Source organism: Xanthomonas sp. WHRI 1810A, from assembly GCF_040202885.1.
Classification (GTDB): domain Bacteria; phylum Pseudomonadota; class Gammaproteobacteria; order Pseudomonadales; family Pseudomonadaceae; genus Aquipseudomonas.
The window spans coordinates 1-16491 of record NZ_JBEGED010000024.1 but is presented as its reverse complement, the minus strand read 5'-3'; the positions used below and the strand labels follow the sequence as shown (position 1 = coordinate 16491).

General features: G+C 62.4%; 13 protein-coding genes. 9 read left to right on the top strand and 4 right to left on the bottom strand.

The genetic code is table 11. The features are described from left to right. Window positions 1–226 precede the first annotated feature (226 nt). The 3 genes from ABQX22_RS24435 (at window position 227) to ABQX22_RS24425 (ending at window position 3761) form a co-directional block, all read left to right on the top strand. Window positions 227–1231, top strand: coding sequence for an NADP-dependent oxidoreductase (locus tag ABQX22_RS24435; RefSeq protein WP_349802458.1), 1005 nt, complete (start codon window positions 227–229; stop codon window positions 1229–1231). Window positions 1232–1759: 528 nt separating this feature from the next. Continuing rightward, the gene (gene pssA, locus ABQX22_RS24430) at window positions 1760–3103 is read left to right on the top strand and encodes a CDP-diacylglycerol--serine O-phosphatidyltransferase (RefSeq protein WP_349802457.1); all 1344 of its coding nucleotides are present in this window, start codon (window positions 1760–1762) and stop codon (window positions 3101–3103) included. A 16-nt stretch (window positions 3104–3119) separates the two neighbouring features. Next, complete coding sequence (locus tag ABQX22_RS24425) at window positions 3120–3761, top strand: TetR/AcrR family transcriptional regulator (RefSeq protein WP_349802456.1); 642 nt, start codon at window positions 3120–3122, stop codon at window positions 3759–3761. Window positions 3762–3877: 116 nt separating this feature from the next. Here the strand turns inward: ABQX22_RS24425 and ABQX22_RS24420 are convergent, their stop codons facing one another. The 4 genes from ABQX22_RS24420 to ABQX22_RS24405 form a co-directional block, all read right to left on the bottom strand. Next, window positions 3878–7447 carry a molybdopterin cofactor-binding domain-containing protein gene (locus ABQX22_RS24420; RefSeq protein ID WP_349802455.1) on the bottom strand — a complete coding sequence of 1190 codons (3570 nt, stop codon included), beginning with the start codon at window positions 7445–7447 and terminating at the stop codon, window positions 3878–3880. Between the two features lie 14 nt (window positions 7448–7461). After that, window positions 7462–7950: a (2Fe-2S)-binding protein gene (locus ABQX22_RS24415; protein WP_349802454.1), complete on the bottom strand. Its 489-nt coding sequence runs from the start codon at window positions 7948–7950 to the stop codon at window positions 7462–7464. Between the two features lie 245 nt (window positions 7951–8195). After that, on the bottom strand, window positions 8196–8651 hold the full coding sequence (locus ABQX22_RS24410; RefSeq protein ID WP_349802453.1) for a MarR family winged helix-turn-helix transcriptional regulator: 456 nt from the start codon (window positions 8649–8651) through the stop codon (window positions 8196–8198). Between the two features lie 176 nt (window positions 8652–8827). Further along, window positions 8828–9880, bottom strand: coding sequence for a 2,5-dihydroxypyridine 5,6-dioxygenase (locus ABQX22_RS24405; protein ID WP_349802452.1), 1053 nt, complete (start codon window positions 9878–9880; stop codon window positions 8828–8830). Window positions 9881–10218: 338 nt separating this feature from the next. Between ABQX22_RS24405 and ABQX22_RS24400 the strand changes: the two genes are divergently transcribed. From ABQX22_RS24400 to ABQX22_RS24375, 6 genes are all read left to right on the top strand, one after another. Beyond that, the gene (locus ABQX22_RS24400) at window positions 10219–11367 is read left to right on the top strand and encodes an FAD-dependent monooxygenase (protein ID WP_349802451.1); all 1149 of its coding nucleotides are present in this window, start codon (window positions 10219–10221) and stop codon (window positions 11365–11367) included. Next, the gene (locus ABQX22_RS24395; protein WP_349802450.1) at window positions 11364–12182 is read left to right on the top strand and encodes an alpha/beta fold hydrolase; all 819 of its coding nucleotides are present in this window, start codon (window positions 11364–11366) and stop codon (window positions 12180–12182) included. The genes ABQX22_RS24400 and ABQX22_RS24395 overlap by 4 nt, the downstream gene beginning before the upstream one ends. A gap of 161 nt (window positions 12183–12343) precedes the next feature. Next, a complete protein-coding gene (locus tag ABQX22_RS24390) occupies window positions 12344–12976 on the top strand; it encodes an N-carbamoylsarcosine amidohydrolase (RefSeq protein ID WP_349802449.1) in 633 nt (210 codons plus the stop codon). Between the two features lie 171 nt (window positions 12977–13147). Then, the gene (locus tag ABQX22_RS24385; protein WP_349802448.1) at window positions 13148–14461 is read left to right on the top strand and encodes an MFS transporter; all 1314 of its coding nucleotides are present in this window, start codon (window positions 13148–13150) and stop codon (window positions 14459–14461) included. A 139-nt stretch (window positions 14462–14600) separates the two neighbouring features. Next, window positions 14601–15677 carry a nucleoside hydrolase gene (locus ABQX22_RS24380; RefSeq protein ID WP_349802447.1) on the top strand — a complete coding sequence of 359 codons (1077 nt, stop codon included), beginning with the start codon at window positions 14601–14603 and terminating at the stop codon, window positions 15675–15677. A 62-nt stretch (window positions 15678–15739) separates the two neighbouring features. Continuing rightward, entirely contained in the window at window positions 15740–16078 is a 339-nt protein-coding gene (locus tag ABQX22_RS24375) for a hypothetical protein (RefSeq protein ID WP_349802446.1), read from the top strand. Window positions 16079–16491 lie beyond the last annotated feature (413 nt).

The window sequence follows — 16491 nt, the reverse complement described above, 5'->3', positions numbered from 1 at the left end:
CGCCGAACGCACAACCCGTGGGAGGGAGCTTGCTCGCGATTCGACGCCCGGAACGCAGAACATGCGGTGAATGTAGCGGCCTCTTCGCGAGCAAGCTCCCTCCCACGTGTCCTCTGGCGCACCATCACGGCAGTGGATCGAATTGCATTCGGTGCATTGCGCGTCCTTGCCTTGGACGCGTTCAACGGCTATCACTCCGGTTTGTCCCTCGACTCGAGAACCCCCCATGACCGCTTTGAACAACCGCCAGTTTCTGCTCGCCCGACGCCCTGTCGGCCCCGCCAGCCGCGATGACTTCACCTTCCAGACCGTGCCGGCGGCCCCCGTCGGGCCGCAGCAAGTGCTGGTGAAGAGTGAGTTCCTGTCCCTGGACCCGGCCATGCGCGGGTGGATGAATGAGGGCAAGTCCTACATTGCGCCGGTGGAACTGGGTGCAGTGATGCGGGCGCTGGGCGTGGGCAAGGTGGTCGAATCGCAGCACCCGGATTTTGCCGTGGGCGACTATGTCCAGGGCGCGCTGGGGGTGCAGGACTATTTCGTCGGCGAGCCCAAGGGCTTCAACAAGATCGACCCGTCGCTTGTGCCGTTGCCGCGCTATCTGTCTGCGCTGGGCATGACCGGCATGTCGGCGTACTTCGCGCTGCTGGACGTGGGCGCGCCCAAAGCGGGAGACACCGTGGTGATTTCCGGCGCAGCCGGCGCAGTGGGCAGCATCGCCGGGCAGATCGCCAAAATCAAAGGCTGCCGGGTCATCGGTATCGCCGGCGGCGCGGAGAAGTGCAAGGCGCTGCTGGACGACTACGGTTTCGACGGCGCCATCGATTACAAGAGTGAAGACATCAACGCCGGCCTGAAGCGCGAATGCCCCAAGGGCATAGATGTGTTTTTCGATAACGTCGGCGGCGACATTCTGGACGCCGTGCTCACGCGGCTGGCGCCCAGGGCACGGGTGGTGATCTGCGGCGCGATCAGTCAGTACAACAACAAGGAGGCCGTGAAGGGCCCGGCCAATTACCTGTCGCTTCTGGTCAACCGCGCGCGCATGGAAGGCTTCGTGGTGCTGGACCATGTGGCGAACTTCGCCAGCGCCGGGAAGGAGATCGCCGGCTGGCTGGCTCAGGGCAGGATCAACAGCAAGGAGCACATCGTCGAGGGCCTCGAGACCTTTCCGGAAACCCTGCAGATGCTGTTCAAGGGCGAGAACACCGGGAAGCTGGTGTTGAAGGTGTAACCCCTCGGCACCCGATTGACTGTAGGAGATCCCCCGTCGTCCATACGCCGCGCTGTCGCGCAGCAAACTGGGAGGCCTACGGTGCTTTTGATTCTGGCCGCAGGCCGTGGGAGCTGGCTTGTCCTGCGATCTGCCGGGAACCGGCAGTGAAACCTGTGCACGCGGCGCGTCTGACAGGCTGAGGACTTAGGTTTGGGGCCGCTGCGCAGCCCATCGTCGGCAAGCCGGACTCCCACGCCTTCCGGGCAGAAACAAGGTTGTTGAGCTTTCAAAATCAACAACAAATCCCTTGTTTGATGGGAGTGAGCTTGCTCGCGATGCTTTTCCGGTCGCACGCTTGATGTTGAGCCTACCGGCGCCATCGCGAGCAAGCTCACTCCTACAGGTTGGGTCCCCGTCATGGCATCTGGAGTTGCCGCGAGCCTGTAAATAACCTGAACAACTCATCGATCGTGCTGCCAAAACCACCTGGAGGCGCACGATGATGTAAGCTCGTGCGCTATTGATTTCGACCCATCCGAGAGGCATATGCGGGCCACCTTCCGACGCTCCACGCTTTCCAGACTCCGCGGATTTCCATTGCCCGTTGACGCACTGACCCTTGTGCCCAGCGCCGCCGATTACCGTCGTTGCCTGCTGGAGCAGATTGCCAGCGCTGAACAGCGCATCTACGTCGTCGCGCTTTATCTGCAACAGGATGAAGCCGGCCAGGAAATCCTCGACGCGCTTTATGCCGCCAAAGCGGCCCGGCCACACCTCGACATCGTGGTGCTGGTGGACTGGTTTCGTGCCCAGCGCGGCCTGATCGGGGCCGGCAAGCAGGCCGGCAACTCGACCTGGTATCAGGCCCAGCACCTGGAACACGACGAAGAAGTCCCCACCTACGGCGTGCCGGTGCAGACCCGCGAGCTGTTCGGCGTGCTGCATTTGAAAGGCATCGTGGTCGATGACTGCGTGATCTACAGCGGTGCCAGCATCAACAACGTGTACCTGGACAAACTGGGCAAATACCGCCTCGACCGCTATCACCTGGTGCGCAACAAGGCGCTGGCGGACTCGTTTCAGCGTCTGATTCAGGACGAGATTCTGCCCTCCGACGCCGTGCATCGCCTGGACCTGCCCTCCCCGCCGAGTTCGCGCAGCCTGCGCAATGAAATCCGTCAGTTCCGCCAACGCCTCAAGCGCGCCAGCTACAACACCGACGCCGGCCTGACCGACAACGGTGAACTGCGGGTCATTCCGCTGCTGGGCATCGGCAACAAGAACCCGCTGAGCCGCATCCTGTGCGACCTGATTGCCGCCGCCGACACCCAGCTGACGCTGTGCACGCCGTATTTCAACATGCCGCTGGTGATCAAGCGCGAACTGAACCGGGCCCTCAAGCGCGGCGTGAAGATCGACATCATCATCGGCGACAAGACCGCCAATGACTTCTTCATCCCGCCCGACGAGCCGTTCAAAGTGATTTCGGCGCTGCCCTATCTGTATGAAATCAGCCTGCGACGCTTCGTGCAGAAGCATCAGGAAGCCGTGGCCAAGCATCAGTTGAACATCCACTTGTGGAAGGACGGCGACAACACCTTTCACCTGAAGGGCCTGTGGGCCGATGACCGCTACACCCTGCTGACCGGCAACAACCTCAACCCCCGAGCGTTTCAGCTGGACCTGGAAAACGGCCTGCTGATCGATGACCCCAAGGGTGAATGGCTCAAACCCCGGGAAGCGGAGATCGAGCACTTGATGCGCAACACCCAGCGCGTGGGCCGCTACGACGAGCTGGACACCCTGAGCGAGTACCCGGAAGGCGTGCGCACGTTCCTGCGTCGCGTCAGCCGGGTGCGGGTCGAGCGCCTGCTGTACCGCATCCTGTGATGCCGGGATCGCCAGCGTGAGCAAGAAAACCGGTATCCGCGCCCAGCAAGCCGACCAGACCCGGGCGCGGATTCTTCAAGCGGCGATCAAAGTGTTCACCGAAGACGGCTACTCGGGCGGCCGCATCGAGCGCATTTCCGCCGAAGCCGACTCCAACGACCGCATGCTCTATTACTACTTCGGCAGCAAGGAAAAGCTCTTCGTGCGGGTGCTTGAGCACACCTACGAGCAGTTCAACCTGGCCGAAAGCACGCTGCGCCTCGACCCGTCGACGCCCCAACAGACCCTGCGCCAGTTGGTGGGCTTCGTCTGGGATTACTACGTGACCCACCCGGAGTTCGTGGCAATCCTGAGCATCGAGAACCTGCACAAGGGCAAGCACGCCCGGCAATCCAGCGAACTGCGGCGCCTGTCGGGGGAAGCGGTGGGCGTGCTCCGGCCGATCATCGAAGCGGGTCAGCAGCAAGGGCTGTTCCGCGAGGACCTGGACATCAAGCACGTGTACCTGATGATCGCCTCGCTCTGCTACTTCTATAACTCCAACCTGCACACCCTGACCTCGTTCCTCGATCCAGACATCGCCCAGCCGCAACAGCGGCAGGATTGGTTAGTGTTTATCAGTGACCTGGTGGTGCGGGGGGTGATGAGGCTGCCATAGCCATGCGCCGGTCTTGTAGGAGCTGACGAGCCGCCGAAGGCTGCGAAGCGGTGTGTCAGGCAAACCATAATCGCAGCCTTCGGCGGCTCGTCAGCTCCTACAAACAAGCTCACCGGTCAATGAGTGCCGGGATTGGCCCTCAAGTGCGCCACCTTCTCGGTCAACCCCGTCCACTGCGGCTCATTCGGCGCGAAGCGATGACGCAAGTACGCGCTCAACTCGCTGATCTGGGTGTTGGACAGGCTGTCCTTGAAGCCCGGCATGTAGCCCAGGTCCGGCGTCGCCGGGTTGGAAATCCCCTGCAGAATCAAGTTCACCAGGTTGTCCGGCACGGCGCTGTGGACGTTGGTGTTGGTGGCCAGTGACGGACTGACCCCAAACAGCTTCGGCCCCAGGCCATCGGCATGACAGCCCTGGCACGAGCCTTCGAAAATCCGCTGACCGTTGTTCAATGTCACCGCGCTGACACTCGGCTGCGCGACCTCCTGATTCACGGGCACTGCCGCCGCTTCGGCCGAACCGTTCAGCGACGCCAGGTACACCGCCATCGCCCGTACATCGGCCTTCGGCAATTTCGCAAGCTCGCTTACCACCGGCCCCATGGGACCTGCCGCCACGCCGTGGGCATCGGAATAGCCGGTGCTCATGTAGTTGAACAGTTGATCCTCGGTCCACGGCGTCGGCGATTTCGACAGGCTGTTGAGCGCCGGCGCTTCCCAGCCATCGACCATGCCACCCGCCAGAAACGACGCACCGCCCTTCTCCGCGCCCAATGCGTTGCGCGGTGAATGGCATGCCGCGCAGTGCCCCAGGCCGTTGACCAGATAGTTGCCGCGATTCCACTGCTCGCTTTGCAGCGGCTGGACCTGGATCTCGCCCTTGCGCAAGTACAACGCGTTCCAGCCCGACATCAGCGGCCGCAGGTTGAACGGAAATGTGAGGTCATTGGTTTTCGGCGCCTGTTTGACCGGCGTCTGCGACATCAAGTACGCATACAGCGCCTGCATGTCGGCGTCGTTGATGTTTCTGAACGCCGTGTAAGGAAACGCCGGATACAGGTTCTTGCCATCGCGACTGATGCCGTCGCGCATCGCTCGCTCGAACGCCGGGTAGGACCAGTTGCCGATCCCGGTCTCCGGGTCCGGGGTGATGTTGCTGCTGTACAGCGTACCGAACGGCGTTTCCATCGCCAGGCCGCCCGCATTGGTGACCCCGCCCGGCGCCGTGTGGCAGACCGCGCAATCACCCACCGCCGCCAGTTGCCGGCCGCGCTCCAGGGTCGAGGCCGACCAGGTGCCCGCGCTGGGCGGGGTGATCGGGGCGATTTCGGATTTGAACGGGAACGCCGTGGCGGCGACACCCAAAATGGCGCCGAACGCGGCGAACAGCGAGCCAAACAGCCATTTCGAGCGCTTGGCTTTCGGCGATTCCGGCGGGTTGCTGTTGGCGGCCTCGCCCGCGCCTTTCAATGCGGCCAGCACCCGCTCTGCGGTAATCGGCAGTTCACGGAAGCGAATCCCGGTGGCGTCGTATATGGCGTTGGCAATCGCCGCGGCACTTGGGACGGCGGCAGATTCCCCGGCACCCAGGGGCGGTTCGCTCTGGCGCGGCATCATCATGACGTCGATTTTCGGCACTTCCGGGAAGGTCAAAATCGGATAGCCGCCCCATTCCTTGCTCGACACCGTGGATTCCTCGAACGTCACCCGCTCCTTGAGCACCCGGCTGGTGGACTGGATGACGTTGCCGTGAATCTGATGTTGCACCCCCGCCGGATTGACCATCATCCCGGCGTCATGGCCGATGACCACACGGGTCACCGAAACGTCGCCGGTGTGCTTGTCCACCGCCACGTCCGCGACCCAGGCGCCCCACGCCGCGCCAAAGCCGGGGAACTTGCTGTGGATGTAGCGCGCGTAGGCAAATCCGCGCCCGCGCAGTACGCCGTCTTCTTCGGGGATCTGCATCGGCTCGGTGCGGGGCGCCCATTCGGCGCGGGCGGCGGTGGCCCGGACCAGTTCGGCGGCGCGCTCGTCGTGCAGGTAACGCAGGCGGTATTCAATCGGGTCGACGCCGGCGGCAAACGCCAGCTCGTCGATGTACGACTCGTGGGCGAAGGTGTTGGGCAAGGCCGACACGCCGCGCATCCACGAAGCGCGCACGATGGGCGCCATGTCGTTGATGGTGACGCGCAGGTGCTCGAAGTCGTAGGGCGGGATCGAGGTGCGGTCGCCCATTTCGAACATCGTGGCCACCGGGTCGACGCGACCGGTCAGCAGCAGCGCCAGGGTCGGCGCGTTGTTGGATGGGTAACTGGTCTGGAAGTCATAACCGGCCACGCCGCCGTCGGCGTTGATGCCGCCATCCACTTCCATCAGTTGCGCGGTGCCCTTGGGTTCCCAGGCGTGCTCTTGCTCGCGGGTCAGTTGCACCCGCACCGGCAGGCCCACGGCCCGGGACAGCAGCACGGCGTCGGCGCACACGTCATCGGCGCAGTTGCGGCCGTAACAGCCGGCGGCTTCCATGCGGATGATTTCGATGTTGTCTTCGGGGTACTCCAGCAGCCAGGCCAGATCGGCGCGCAACATGTGCGGATTCTGCGTGCCGGACCACACCCGAATGCCGTCGGGCCGGTAGTCCGCCAACCCGCAGGACGGTCCGATGGAGCCGTGAATCTGGTAGGGCCACAGGTAGGTGCGGGTCATCCGTTCAGTGGCGCCGTCCAGCGCCTCGACCACATTGCCCTTGTCCATGACCACCCGCTGGATGCTCGGGTTGTCGCGGATCGCCTGTTCGACGTTGCCCATGTCCGGCAGTTTGTGCTGCCACGGTTTCCAGGTGACTTTCAGCGCCAGCGCGGCCTTGGCAGCCTGCTCTTCGCGCAGGGCGACGATGCCGACGAAGTCACGGATCACCACCACCCGCACGATACCGGGGATGTGGGCGATGGAGGATTCATCGACGTTCAGCAGGCTGGTGCCGACAAAATCCCCGGTGTCGTAACCGGCGTACGGCGGGCGCACCACTCGGCCGTGGAGCATGTCCGGCAGGCGCATGTCGTGCACGTACGTCAGCTCGCCGGTGGCCTTGCCGGGGATGTCGACCCGCGCGGCGGCCTGGCCCACCAGTTTGTAGTCTTCGAGTTTCTTCAGCGGCGCGTCGCCGGAGATGCGCAATTCGACGTGCCGGCCGCTGACCAGCTCACCGAAACGGAACGTGCGACCGTCGTCGGCCTTGATCACGCCTGCGTCGATGACCAGAGTACGGGCATCCACCGACCAGCGCTCGGCGGCTTCATCCAGCAGAAAACGCCGGGCCTCGGCGGCGGCATTGCGCAGCGGGATGGCGGAGATCTGCAAGGTGGCACTGGCGATGGTCGCGCCCTGATTGGGTGCGCGCTCGGTGTCGCCGAGGATCATGGTCACCTGGGCCATAGTCAGGTCCAGTTCCTCGGCCACGATCTGCGCCAGGGAGGTACGAATGCCGGTGCCCAGGTCCACGTGGCCGTTGAAGGCATAGACGGTGTCGTCTTCATCGATGGCGATGAACAGCCCCAGCTCCATGGGCCTGACGGTGGGCGTGCCGCCTTTGGCGACGGGGCCGGACGGCGGCAGGATGTCATCGACGATCAGCAGTACGCCGTTTTTCGCCAGCAGTTGATCACGGGTAGGCGGGGTCTGGGTCATGGTCGTCGATCCGTTCAAGGCTGTTGGCGGGCGGCACGCATCACCGCGCGCAGAATTTCGATGTGGGTGCCGCAACGGCAGAGGTTGGCCGAGAGTTCGTTGCGGATTTGCGCTTCGGTGGGGTGCGGGTTGCGGTCGAGCAACGCCTTGGCGGTCATGATCATGCCGTTCATGCAGTAGCCGCATTGCGCGGCCTGCTCGTCGATGAACGCCTGTTGCACCGGGTGCGGGCACTCGCGGGTGCCGATGCCTTCCAGGGTGGTGATCTCGCGGCCTTCGGCGCCGGCCAGCGGGAACACGCAGGGTCGCGCGGCCACGCCGTCGATGATCACCGTGCACGCCCCGCATTCGCCCAGCCCGCAGCCGAATTTGGGGCCGTTGAGGTGCAGGTCGTTGCGCAGAATCATCAGCAACGGCGTGTCCGCCATGGCCGTGACCGACGTCGCCTGCCCGTTGACCCGCAGCGTCACGGTCTTCTCTGCCGCGACTGCACGCTCACTCATGTTCCGCTCCCGCCTGTTACCCACCTTCCCTGGCGTTTGATGAAGTGTTTACTTCATGAAATGGGAGCAGGAAGCGTGCCAGTGAGCGGAAGCGGAAGATGAAGGATGGTTTTACTGATAACCCGCCTTTGTAGGAGCTGACGAGCCGCCGAAGGCTGCGAAGCGATGTGGCAGACAAATGTGCGTTGTTTGTCTACCGCGATCGCAGCCTTCGGCGGCTCGTCAGCTCCTACAGGGGAATGCGTTTATTCTTCGCTGTCATCAATCAACTTGCGCAGCAAAAACAACACCGCCACGCGTTCGGCGGGGTTGAGTTTGTTCATTGTCAGTTCGCTGATGTGCGCGGCGCGGGGCACGGTTTCCTGTACCCGTTGCAGGCCGATGTCGGTCAGGCTGCAGATGACTTTGCGCTTGTCTTGCGGGTCCGGCTCGAGACTGATCAGGTCGCGGGCCTTGAGGCGGTCGACGATGCCGCGAATGGTGGCCTGATCCACCGCCGTGGCCTTGACCAGTTCGGTCTGCGAGCTGGGCCCGTGGTCGCGCAAGGCGCACAGGGTGACGAACTGCACCGCGGTCAACTGCGAATCGCCGACGTTCTGCTGAAAGATCGCCAAATGGCGCTGGTAGGCCTTGCGCAGCAGGTGGCCAACCTGATTGGAAAAGGCGTAGGACTCGGATTTGGAAGGGTCGTCGGTGGACACGGAGGGCTCGTTTCGCGGCGGGAAAGGTTGGGGTGGGTACATTAACGTGTGCGGGGATGGAGGGGAATCGATCACCGCAGATCCATTGTAGGAGCGCGCTTGCCCGCGATTGGGTGTGTCAGTAACGCAAATGTCAGATGACCCACCGCAATCGCGGGCAAGCGCGCTCCTACAGGTCATTCAACCTTCGACGCCTGCGGCGCAACCACTTCCCCACCCAGCACCACGGCCAGGTCATCCAGGTAGATGTCGCAACGACGCAGCGGGATGTCCAGGTGGCACGGGGTCTTGCGCTTGCCGCCCACTTCAGTGTTCGGGCCGGTGGAAAACAGGAAGTTGCCGTAGAACGCCCGGGCGTCCATGCACATGCCGTCGTTCTTGTCGTGCAGGCCCATGGCCGTCCACTGCGCGCGCGGCTGCAAACCCCAACCGATGTGGGAAATGCCGTACACGTCCGGGTCGTTGAAGTACTTCATGTAATCGCGCAGGTATTCGGCCTCGAAGCCGCCGTGGATCGAGGTGATGAAGCCCTTGTCGATCTCCAGGGTGATCTGCTCGCGGGAGTAGTTCTTGAACGGCAGGATGATGTCGCCGATGTCGACGACCAGCGTGCCTTCGGCGGTTTCCTCGTTCGGCCAGGAGAACAGAAAGCCGCTGGGCCAGTGGTCCCAACGCCCTGGCTCGTCGGCAAAACCGTACTCGGTCACCGACGGGTACTGCCCCAGTTTCGCGCGGAAATCGCTGCCCGCCTTGGACTTCACCTGAATCGTGCGAGCCGCTTTCAATACTTCTTCAGCCGCCAATACCCGCGCCTTGTCGGCCAGGGTCGGCAGCATGCGCGCCAGCACTTCCGGGGGTTCGACCGCCAGCAGAATGCGCGTGCCGGTCTTGAGGATCTGTTCCTGTTCCGGCGAGTGCAGCAGCATCATGGTGTCGACGATCAGGTCGGCGGCCTCCAGCGCCCGTTGTGCGGCGAGGTTGCCGGTCAGGGCGGTGTCGCCGCAATAGGCGGTCATGTCGTTGCCCATGGCGGTCGGGTGGTTGAACGACGGCAATTCCACCGCGTACACCTTGGCGCCCAGGCGCTGGGCCGCGTCCATCGCGGCACGCACGGTGCGCGGATTGGAGTAATGGCTCTTCAAAATCGCCACGCTCTGGGTGCTGTCAACTTTCGACAGCTTCAGCACGTGTTCAAACATTTGCGTCAATTCGCTATCACTAACCGCCATTTTCGTCTCCTCGTCATTCGGCCGTTGCCAAATGCACCATTGAAAGGCATCGCGCTTCAGAGTAGTGCACTTTTTAAAGCGTACACACTTATTAAATGCGATCAGACATCAAATGGATGCTGTCTGCAAGAGCTGAGCCACTTCGTTACCCAAGCACACACATCCCGTATTTACGGTGTAACTACGGGTGACAGGTCCCGTTTAGCGGCACGATTGTATTTTTCGAAACACCTATTCACATTTAAATAAAACAGTGTATACACTGGAAAAACGCAACAGGGCGGCACCACGGGTTCGCCTGACAAACAACCGCTTTCACGACTCAAGGGAAACGCCCCATGCCAAGCGCACAAAAAATCGCCATCGTCGGCTCAGGTCTGGGTGGGGCTGCGGCTGCCACGCTGCTACAGAAAGCGGGCTTCACGGTGGATGTCTACGAACAGGCCGCCGAGTTCTCGCGCATCGGTGCAGGGATCCACATGGGCCCGAACATCATGAAGATCTTCCGCCGTATGGGCATCGAGCAACAGCTCAGTGACATGGGCTCGCACCCGGACTACTGGTTCAGCCGTGACGGCGCCAGCGGCGATTACCTGTCGCGCATTGCGCTGGGCGAGTTCGCGGTCAAGGAATACGGCGCGGCGTACATCACCGTGCACCGGGGCGACCTGCACGCGCTGCAGATGTCGACCCTGGCGCCGGGCAGCGTGCATTTCAACAAATGCCTGACCACCCTTGAAGAAACCGAAACCGGCGTGCGCCTGAACTTCGCCGACGGCACCCATGCCAACGCCGACATCGTGATCGGTGCCGACGGCATCAATTCGCGCATCCGTGAAGAACTGCTGGGCGTGGAAAAACCGCTGTACAGCGGCTGGGTCGCACACCGCGCCCTGATCCCCAGCGAAGTGCTGACCAAATACAAACTGGACTTCGAGAACTGCGTGAAGTGGTGGAGCGAGGACCGTCACATGATGGTCTACCACACCACCGGCAAGCGCGATGAGTACTACTACGTGACCGGCGTGCCACACCCGGCATGGGATTTCCAGACCGGTTGGGTCGACAGCAGCCAGGCCGAGATGTATGAAGCCTTCGCCGGTTATCACCCCACCGTGCAGGCCTTGATCGAATCCACCACCAGCGTGACCAAATGGCCGTTGCTCAATCGCAACCCGTTGCCGCTGTGGAGCCGTGGCCGTCTGGTGCTGCTGGGCGACGCCTGCCACCCGATGAAGCCGCACATGGCCCAGGGCGCCGGCATGGCCATCGAAGACGCGGCGATGCTGACCCGCTGCCTGCAGGAAACCGGGCTCACCGATTACAGCACTGCGTTCCAGCTCTACGAAGCCAACCGCAAGGAGCGCGCGTCCCGCGTGCAGGCCGTGTCGAACGCCAACACCTGGCTGCGCACCCAGGAAGATCCGGCCTGGGTCTTCGGTTACGACCTGTACGGTCAGGCACTGAAGTCCGGGGTCAGCGCATGAGCACCTTCATCCACGGCGGCAACGTCCAGGCCAATGGCATTCGTCAGCACTACCTGCGCTACGGCGGCGAGCAGCATCAGGGCAAACCGGCACTGATCCTGATTCCGGGCATCACCAGCCCGGCGATCACCTGGGGTTTTGTCGCCGAACACCTGGGCCAGTATTTCGACACCTACGTACTGGATGCGCGGGGCCGCGGCCTGTCCTCCACCGGACCGGACCTGAATTACAGCGTCGACACCTGCGCCGATGACATCTCGGCCTTTGCCGACGCCATGAACATCGACAGCTATCACCTGGCCGGCCACTCCATGGGCGCGCGTTTTGCAGTGCGTATGTCCGTGCGCAACCCGCGCGGCCTGAAAAGCCTGGTGCTGATCGACCCGCCGGTGTCCGGTCCCGGTCGTCGTGAATACCCGGCCAAACTGCCGTGGTACGTGGACTCGATTCGCCAGTCGCAAAAAGGCATGACGGCCGATGACATGCGCGCGTTCTGTGCCACCTGGACCGTGGAGCAACTGCAGCTGCGCGCTGAATGGCTGCACACCTGCTACGAGCCGGCCATCATCAAGGCGTTCAACGATTTCCACGACGAAGACTTTCATCAGGACCTGCCGAACCTGCCCGTCCCTGCCCTGCTCATCGTCGCCACCCGCGGCGGTGTGATCCAGGCCGAGGACGAAGCCGAGATCCGGCAGTTACAACCGACCATCAAGATTGTTCACGTGGCAGACGCCGGGCATATGATTCCGTGGGATAACCTCCCGGGTTTCTTCGCCGCCTTCGGTGACTTCCTCGGCCAGCCGCTTACCTAAGAGCACAACCGGATTGGACGGGTATGGGTGGGAGGGAGCTTGCTCGCGATGGGTGTTTCAGGCAGTGGAACTGCAACGACTGTACTGACCTTTCGCGAGCAAGCTCCCTCCCACAGGTTTCAGGCGTTGGCTTGAACAATTAATTGCACAGTGAGAGCGCCATGAGCAACGAACAAAGTGCAGACGCCAACTATCAGGGCGTGTGGGGCAATCGGGTCGGGTTCGGCAAGAAAGCCGCGCTGCTGATGATCGATTTCATGCAGGGCTACACCCAGGAAGGCGCGCCGTTGTACGCGCCGGGCGTGGTCACTGCGGTGGCGGAAAGTGTCGAGCTGCTGGCCAGTGCCCGGGAGAACGGGATTCTGGTGGTGCACACCAACATCCGTTACCACGCCGGCCACTTCATCGACGGCGGCATGTGGGTGATCAAGGCGCCGGTCATGAAAGACATGGTCGAAGGCAATCCGCTGGCGGCGTTCTGCGAAGAAGTGCTGCCGACGCCTGAGGAAGTGGTGATCAGCAAGCAATACGCCAGCTCGTTTTTTGGCACCTCGCTGGCTTCGCTGCTTCACGTTCAGGGCATCGACACCGTGGTGCTGGCCGGTTGTTCCACCAGCGGCTGCATCCGCGCCACTGCGGTGGATGCGGTGCAGCACGGGTTCCGGACCATCGTCGTGCGCGAATGCGTCGGGGATCGGCATTCCGCGCCGCATGAAGCAAATCTGTTCGATATCGATAACAAATATGGGGATGTGGTGGCCAAGCAGGAAGCAATCGCGTACTTCCAGAAATAACGCAGACCCTGTAGGAGCTGACGAGCCCCGGCGAGGCTGCGATGCGGTACAGCTGACACACCGCAATCGCAGCCTCGCCCGGGCTCGTCAGCGCCTACAGGGGATTGGTGTACCTGCGCCAGAAACCGTCCAACCGTCATAAGCACCAACCCGAAACACCAGGAGCCACCCATGCCCTCTGCGAATATAGAAACCGCTGCGCTCGCCGCAACGGACCCGATCAAAGCGCTGTACCACAAGATCACCTGGAAGCTGATTCCCTTCCTCTGCTTCTGCTACCTGGCCGCGTACCTGGACCGCATCAACATCGGCTTCGCCAAGCTGCAGATGCTCGACCAGTTGCACCTGAGCGAAACCGCGTTCGGCCTCGGCGCCGGGCTGTTTTTCGTCGGCTACATCCTGTTTGAAGTGCCGAGCAACCTGGTGCTGGAAAAGGTCGGCGCGAAGATCTGGATCGCCCGGATCATGATCACCTGGGGCTTGCTCTCGGTCTGCACCCTGTTCGTCACCACCTCCACCCAGTTCTACATCCTGAGATTTTTGCTGGGCGCGGCCGAAGCGGGTTTTCTGCCCGGCGTGCTGTTCTACCTGACCACCTGGTTCCCCACCTATCGCCGTGGCCGCATCATCGCGCTGTTCATGATCGGCCTGCCGCTCTCCAGCGTGATCGGCGGGCCGTTGTCGGGCTGGATCATGGGCCACTTCGACATGACCGGCGGCCTGCGCGGCTGGCAGTGGCTGTTCCTGATCGAGGGCATCCCCAGCGTATTGCTCGGGGTGCTGACCTTCTGGGCATTGCCCAACACCCCCCAACAGGCGACGTGGCTGAACGACAGCGAAAAGGCGTTGCTGGAAGGCGAATTGCGCCAGGACGACATTGAAGGCAAGGACAGCAAACACAGCTTCCGTGACGGCTTCTTCAACCTGAAAGTGTGGATGCTCGGCGGCATCGATTTTTCGATCCTGCTCAGCGCCTACGCCATGGGCTTCTGGATGCCGACCTTCATCAAGAATGCCGGCGTGGTGGACACCTTCCATATTGGCCTGCTGACCGCGTTGCCCAGTGTCGCCGCGTTGATCGGCATGCTGATGATCGGCGCCAGCTCGGACCGTCGTCGCGAACGACGTTGGCATATCATCGTGCCGTTCTGGATCGGCTCGATGGCCATGGCCACCAGCACCTTCTTCACCCACAGCGTGGTCATGACGGTGGTGTTGTTCGCCATCGCCTCGGCGGCGATCATCGGCGCCGTGCCGGTGTTCTTCAGCCTGCCGGCGACCTTCCTCAAGGGCCGCGCCGCCGCCACCGGTTTTGCATTGGCGTGCTCGCTGGCCAACATTGCAGGGCTGGTGAGCAACTCGATGATGGGCATCGCGATCGACGTCACCGGCAGCAGCGCCGGGGCATTGTGGTTCTTCGCCGGGTGTTTGATTCTGAGCAGCCTGTTGGTGGTGGCGTTGCCGGCGAAGTTGGTGAATCGCTAACCTCTTTCCAGGTGTAGGAGCGCGCTTGCCCGCGATAGTGGTGGGTCTGCAACCCCTTCGTTGCATGACCCACCGCTATCGCGGGCAAGCGCGCTCCTACAAGGGACTGTGTTTTTTTCATGAAAAAGGGAATTAAAGCATGCAGGCATTCTTGAAAAACTGCGCCCTGGCAGTCGCCGTCGGCCTCTCGGCCACTTCACTGCAGGCCGCCGAGAAAGTGATCTTCGACACCGACTTCAACGTGCTCAACGATGACGGCCAGGCCTTCATCATGCTGGCGCAACTGCATGCGCAGAAGAAGATCGACCTGCTGGGCATGACCCTGGTCAGCGGCAACGCCTGGGTCGATCAGGCCCAGGTGGATGCCCTCAAGGCGGTGGAGCGCATGGGCGTTGAAAAGGACATCGGCGTGTATTCCGGCGCGGCGTACCCGTTGCTGCACGACGTCGCCACCTATCCGCAGGAACAGGCGCTGTTCGGTTCCGGCTGGCCGGGCGCTTTCAAACACCCGCGCCCCACGTCCCCATCACAGCTGACTGCACCGCCGGACGGCCTGGCGACTCACACTAAGCTGCGCAGTGAATCCGCCGCGCAGTTCATCATCGACAGCGTCAAGCGCAACCCCCATGAGGTCACATTGCTGGCCGTGGGTCCGTTGACCAACCTGGCACTGGCCATTCGCACCGCGCCGGAAATCGTGCCGTTGATCAAGCGAATCGTGTACATGGGCGGCGCCATGGAAATCCCCGGCAACACCACCCCGGCGGCGGAATTCAACTGGTGGTTCGACCCGGAAGCAGCGCGCATTGTGCTGCGCTCGCCCATCGAGCACGTGATTTTCCCCAACGACGTGTGCGAGAAAGTGATCTTCGATGCGTCGGTGTACAACCGCGTCATCGCGCAAAAAGGCACGATCCCGGACCTGTACAAAACCGTCCTCGGGCCGGAGTTCGACAAGGACCCGGCGTACCACAGCTTCACCTGGGACAGCTTGCCTGCGCTGTACCTGGTGCACCCGGAACTGGTCACCGAATCCAAAGACGTGTGGGTCGACGTCGATGCGCATTTCGGTCCGGATTACGGCCGCTCGATGGCCTATAAGAAAGGGGCACCGGTGGGTACGCAGAAAGCGAAGGTCGTGTTTGGCATCAATCAGAAAGCGTTCTGGGACGACTATGTCTCGCTGGTGACGCTGCCGGCACCGGTCAAGCGTTAATAGGCTGAACGCCTGGAGCTCCTCGTGCGTCAGAGCTATACACCCGCCCACGAGGAACCTCCATGAAAACCCTGATTACCCCGGCCGATCTCGCCGGGACCGACCTAGGCGCCTACAACGAAATCTGGTTGACGCCCTCGTCTGAATTGCCGCAGCAAGGCCCGAGTGACGACCAGCTGTGCCTGTGGCGCGCCAACGAGCTGTTCACCCACGACATGCTCAGCGAAGGCACCCACGGCCAGAACGTCACCCGCGTGTGGCTGATCGCCGAGAACATTGATGACGACGCGGCGGTGCTGCAGATAGAAGAAGCGGTGCGTGCGCGTCTGGCGCAGTTGAATCTGGACGGCGAGTTCTATCCGGCCGAGCGCAGTGACACGCGCAGCGACGAAGTTTCGTAAAAGGAGCCGCTACGCGCCTCATCGCTGGCAAGCCAAGCTCCCACGGCCTCCGGCCAGAATCAAAAGCCACGCTGCACGCTTTACCGCTTCTGCCGAAGGCGTGGGAGCTGGCTGGCCCGCGATCTCAGCAAACCTGCGGCTGCACGCTTCACCGCTTCTGCCGAAGGCGTGGGAGCTGGCTTGCCTGCGATCTGCCGGGAACCGGCAGCAAACCTGCGATGCGGTCCCAGAATTTCACCCACACTCCGGCGCCTTCGCCCCCAACTGGCAAGCCAAGCGCCCACGGCCTCCGGCCAGAATCAAAAGCCACGCTGCACGCTTCACCGCCTCAGCCGAAGGCGTGGGAGATTCTATGGTTGGGAACAACTTCTTTTATGCCCGTTTCGTAACGTACTCTTCCTGATTTTTCATCA

Excerpts from the sequence above, each read along its gene's own strand:
- ABQX22_RS24380 (WP_349802447.1), top strand. The coding sequence starts at position 14,601 with ATGCAGGCATTCTTGAAAAACTGCGCCCTGGCAGTCGCCGTCGGCCTC.
- ABQX22_RS24390 (WP_349802449.1), top strand. The coding sequence starts at position 12,344 with ATGAGCAACGAACAAAGTGCAGACGCCAACTATCAGGGCGTGTGGGGC.
- ABQX22_RS24400 (WP_349802451.1), top strand. The coding sequence starts at position 10,219 with ATGCCAAGCGCACAAAAAATCGCCATCGTCGGCTCAGGTCTGGGTGGG.
- ABQX22_RS24415 (WP_349802454.1), bottom strand. The coding sequence starts at position 7,950 with ATGAGTGAGCGTGCAGTCGCGGCAGAGAAGACCGTGACGCTGCGGGTC.
- ABQX22_RS24435 (WP_349802458.1), top strand. The coding sequence starts at position 227 with ATGACCGCTTTGAACAACCGCCAGTTTCTGCTCGCCCGACGCCCTGTC.
- ABQX22_RS24395 (WP_349802450.1), top strand. The coding sequence starts at position 11,364 with ATGAGCACCTTCATCCACGGCGGCAACGTCCAGGCCAATGGCATTCGT.
- ABQX22_RS24405 (WP_349802452.1), bottom strand. The coding sequence starts at position 9,880 with ATGGCGGTTAGTGATAGCGAATTGACGCAAATGTTTGAACACGTGCTG.
- ABQX22_RS24420 (WP_349802455.1), bottom strand. The coding sequence starts at position 7,447 with ATGACCCAGACCCCGCCTACCCGTGATCAACTGCTGGCGAAAAACGGC.
- ABQX22_RS24375 (WP_349802446.1), top strand. The coding sequence starts at position 15,740 with ATGAAAACCCTGATTACCCCGGCCGATCTCGCCGGGACCGACCTAGGC.
- pssA (WP_349802457.1), top strand. The coding sequence starts at position 1,760 with ATGCGGGCCACCTTCCGACGCTCCACGCTTTCCAGACTCCGCGGATTT.
- ABQX22_RS24385 (WP_349802448.1), top strand. The coding sequence starts at position 13,148 with ATGCCCTCTGCGAATATAGAAACCGCTGCGCTCGCCGCAACGGACCCG.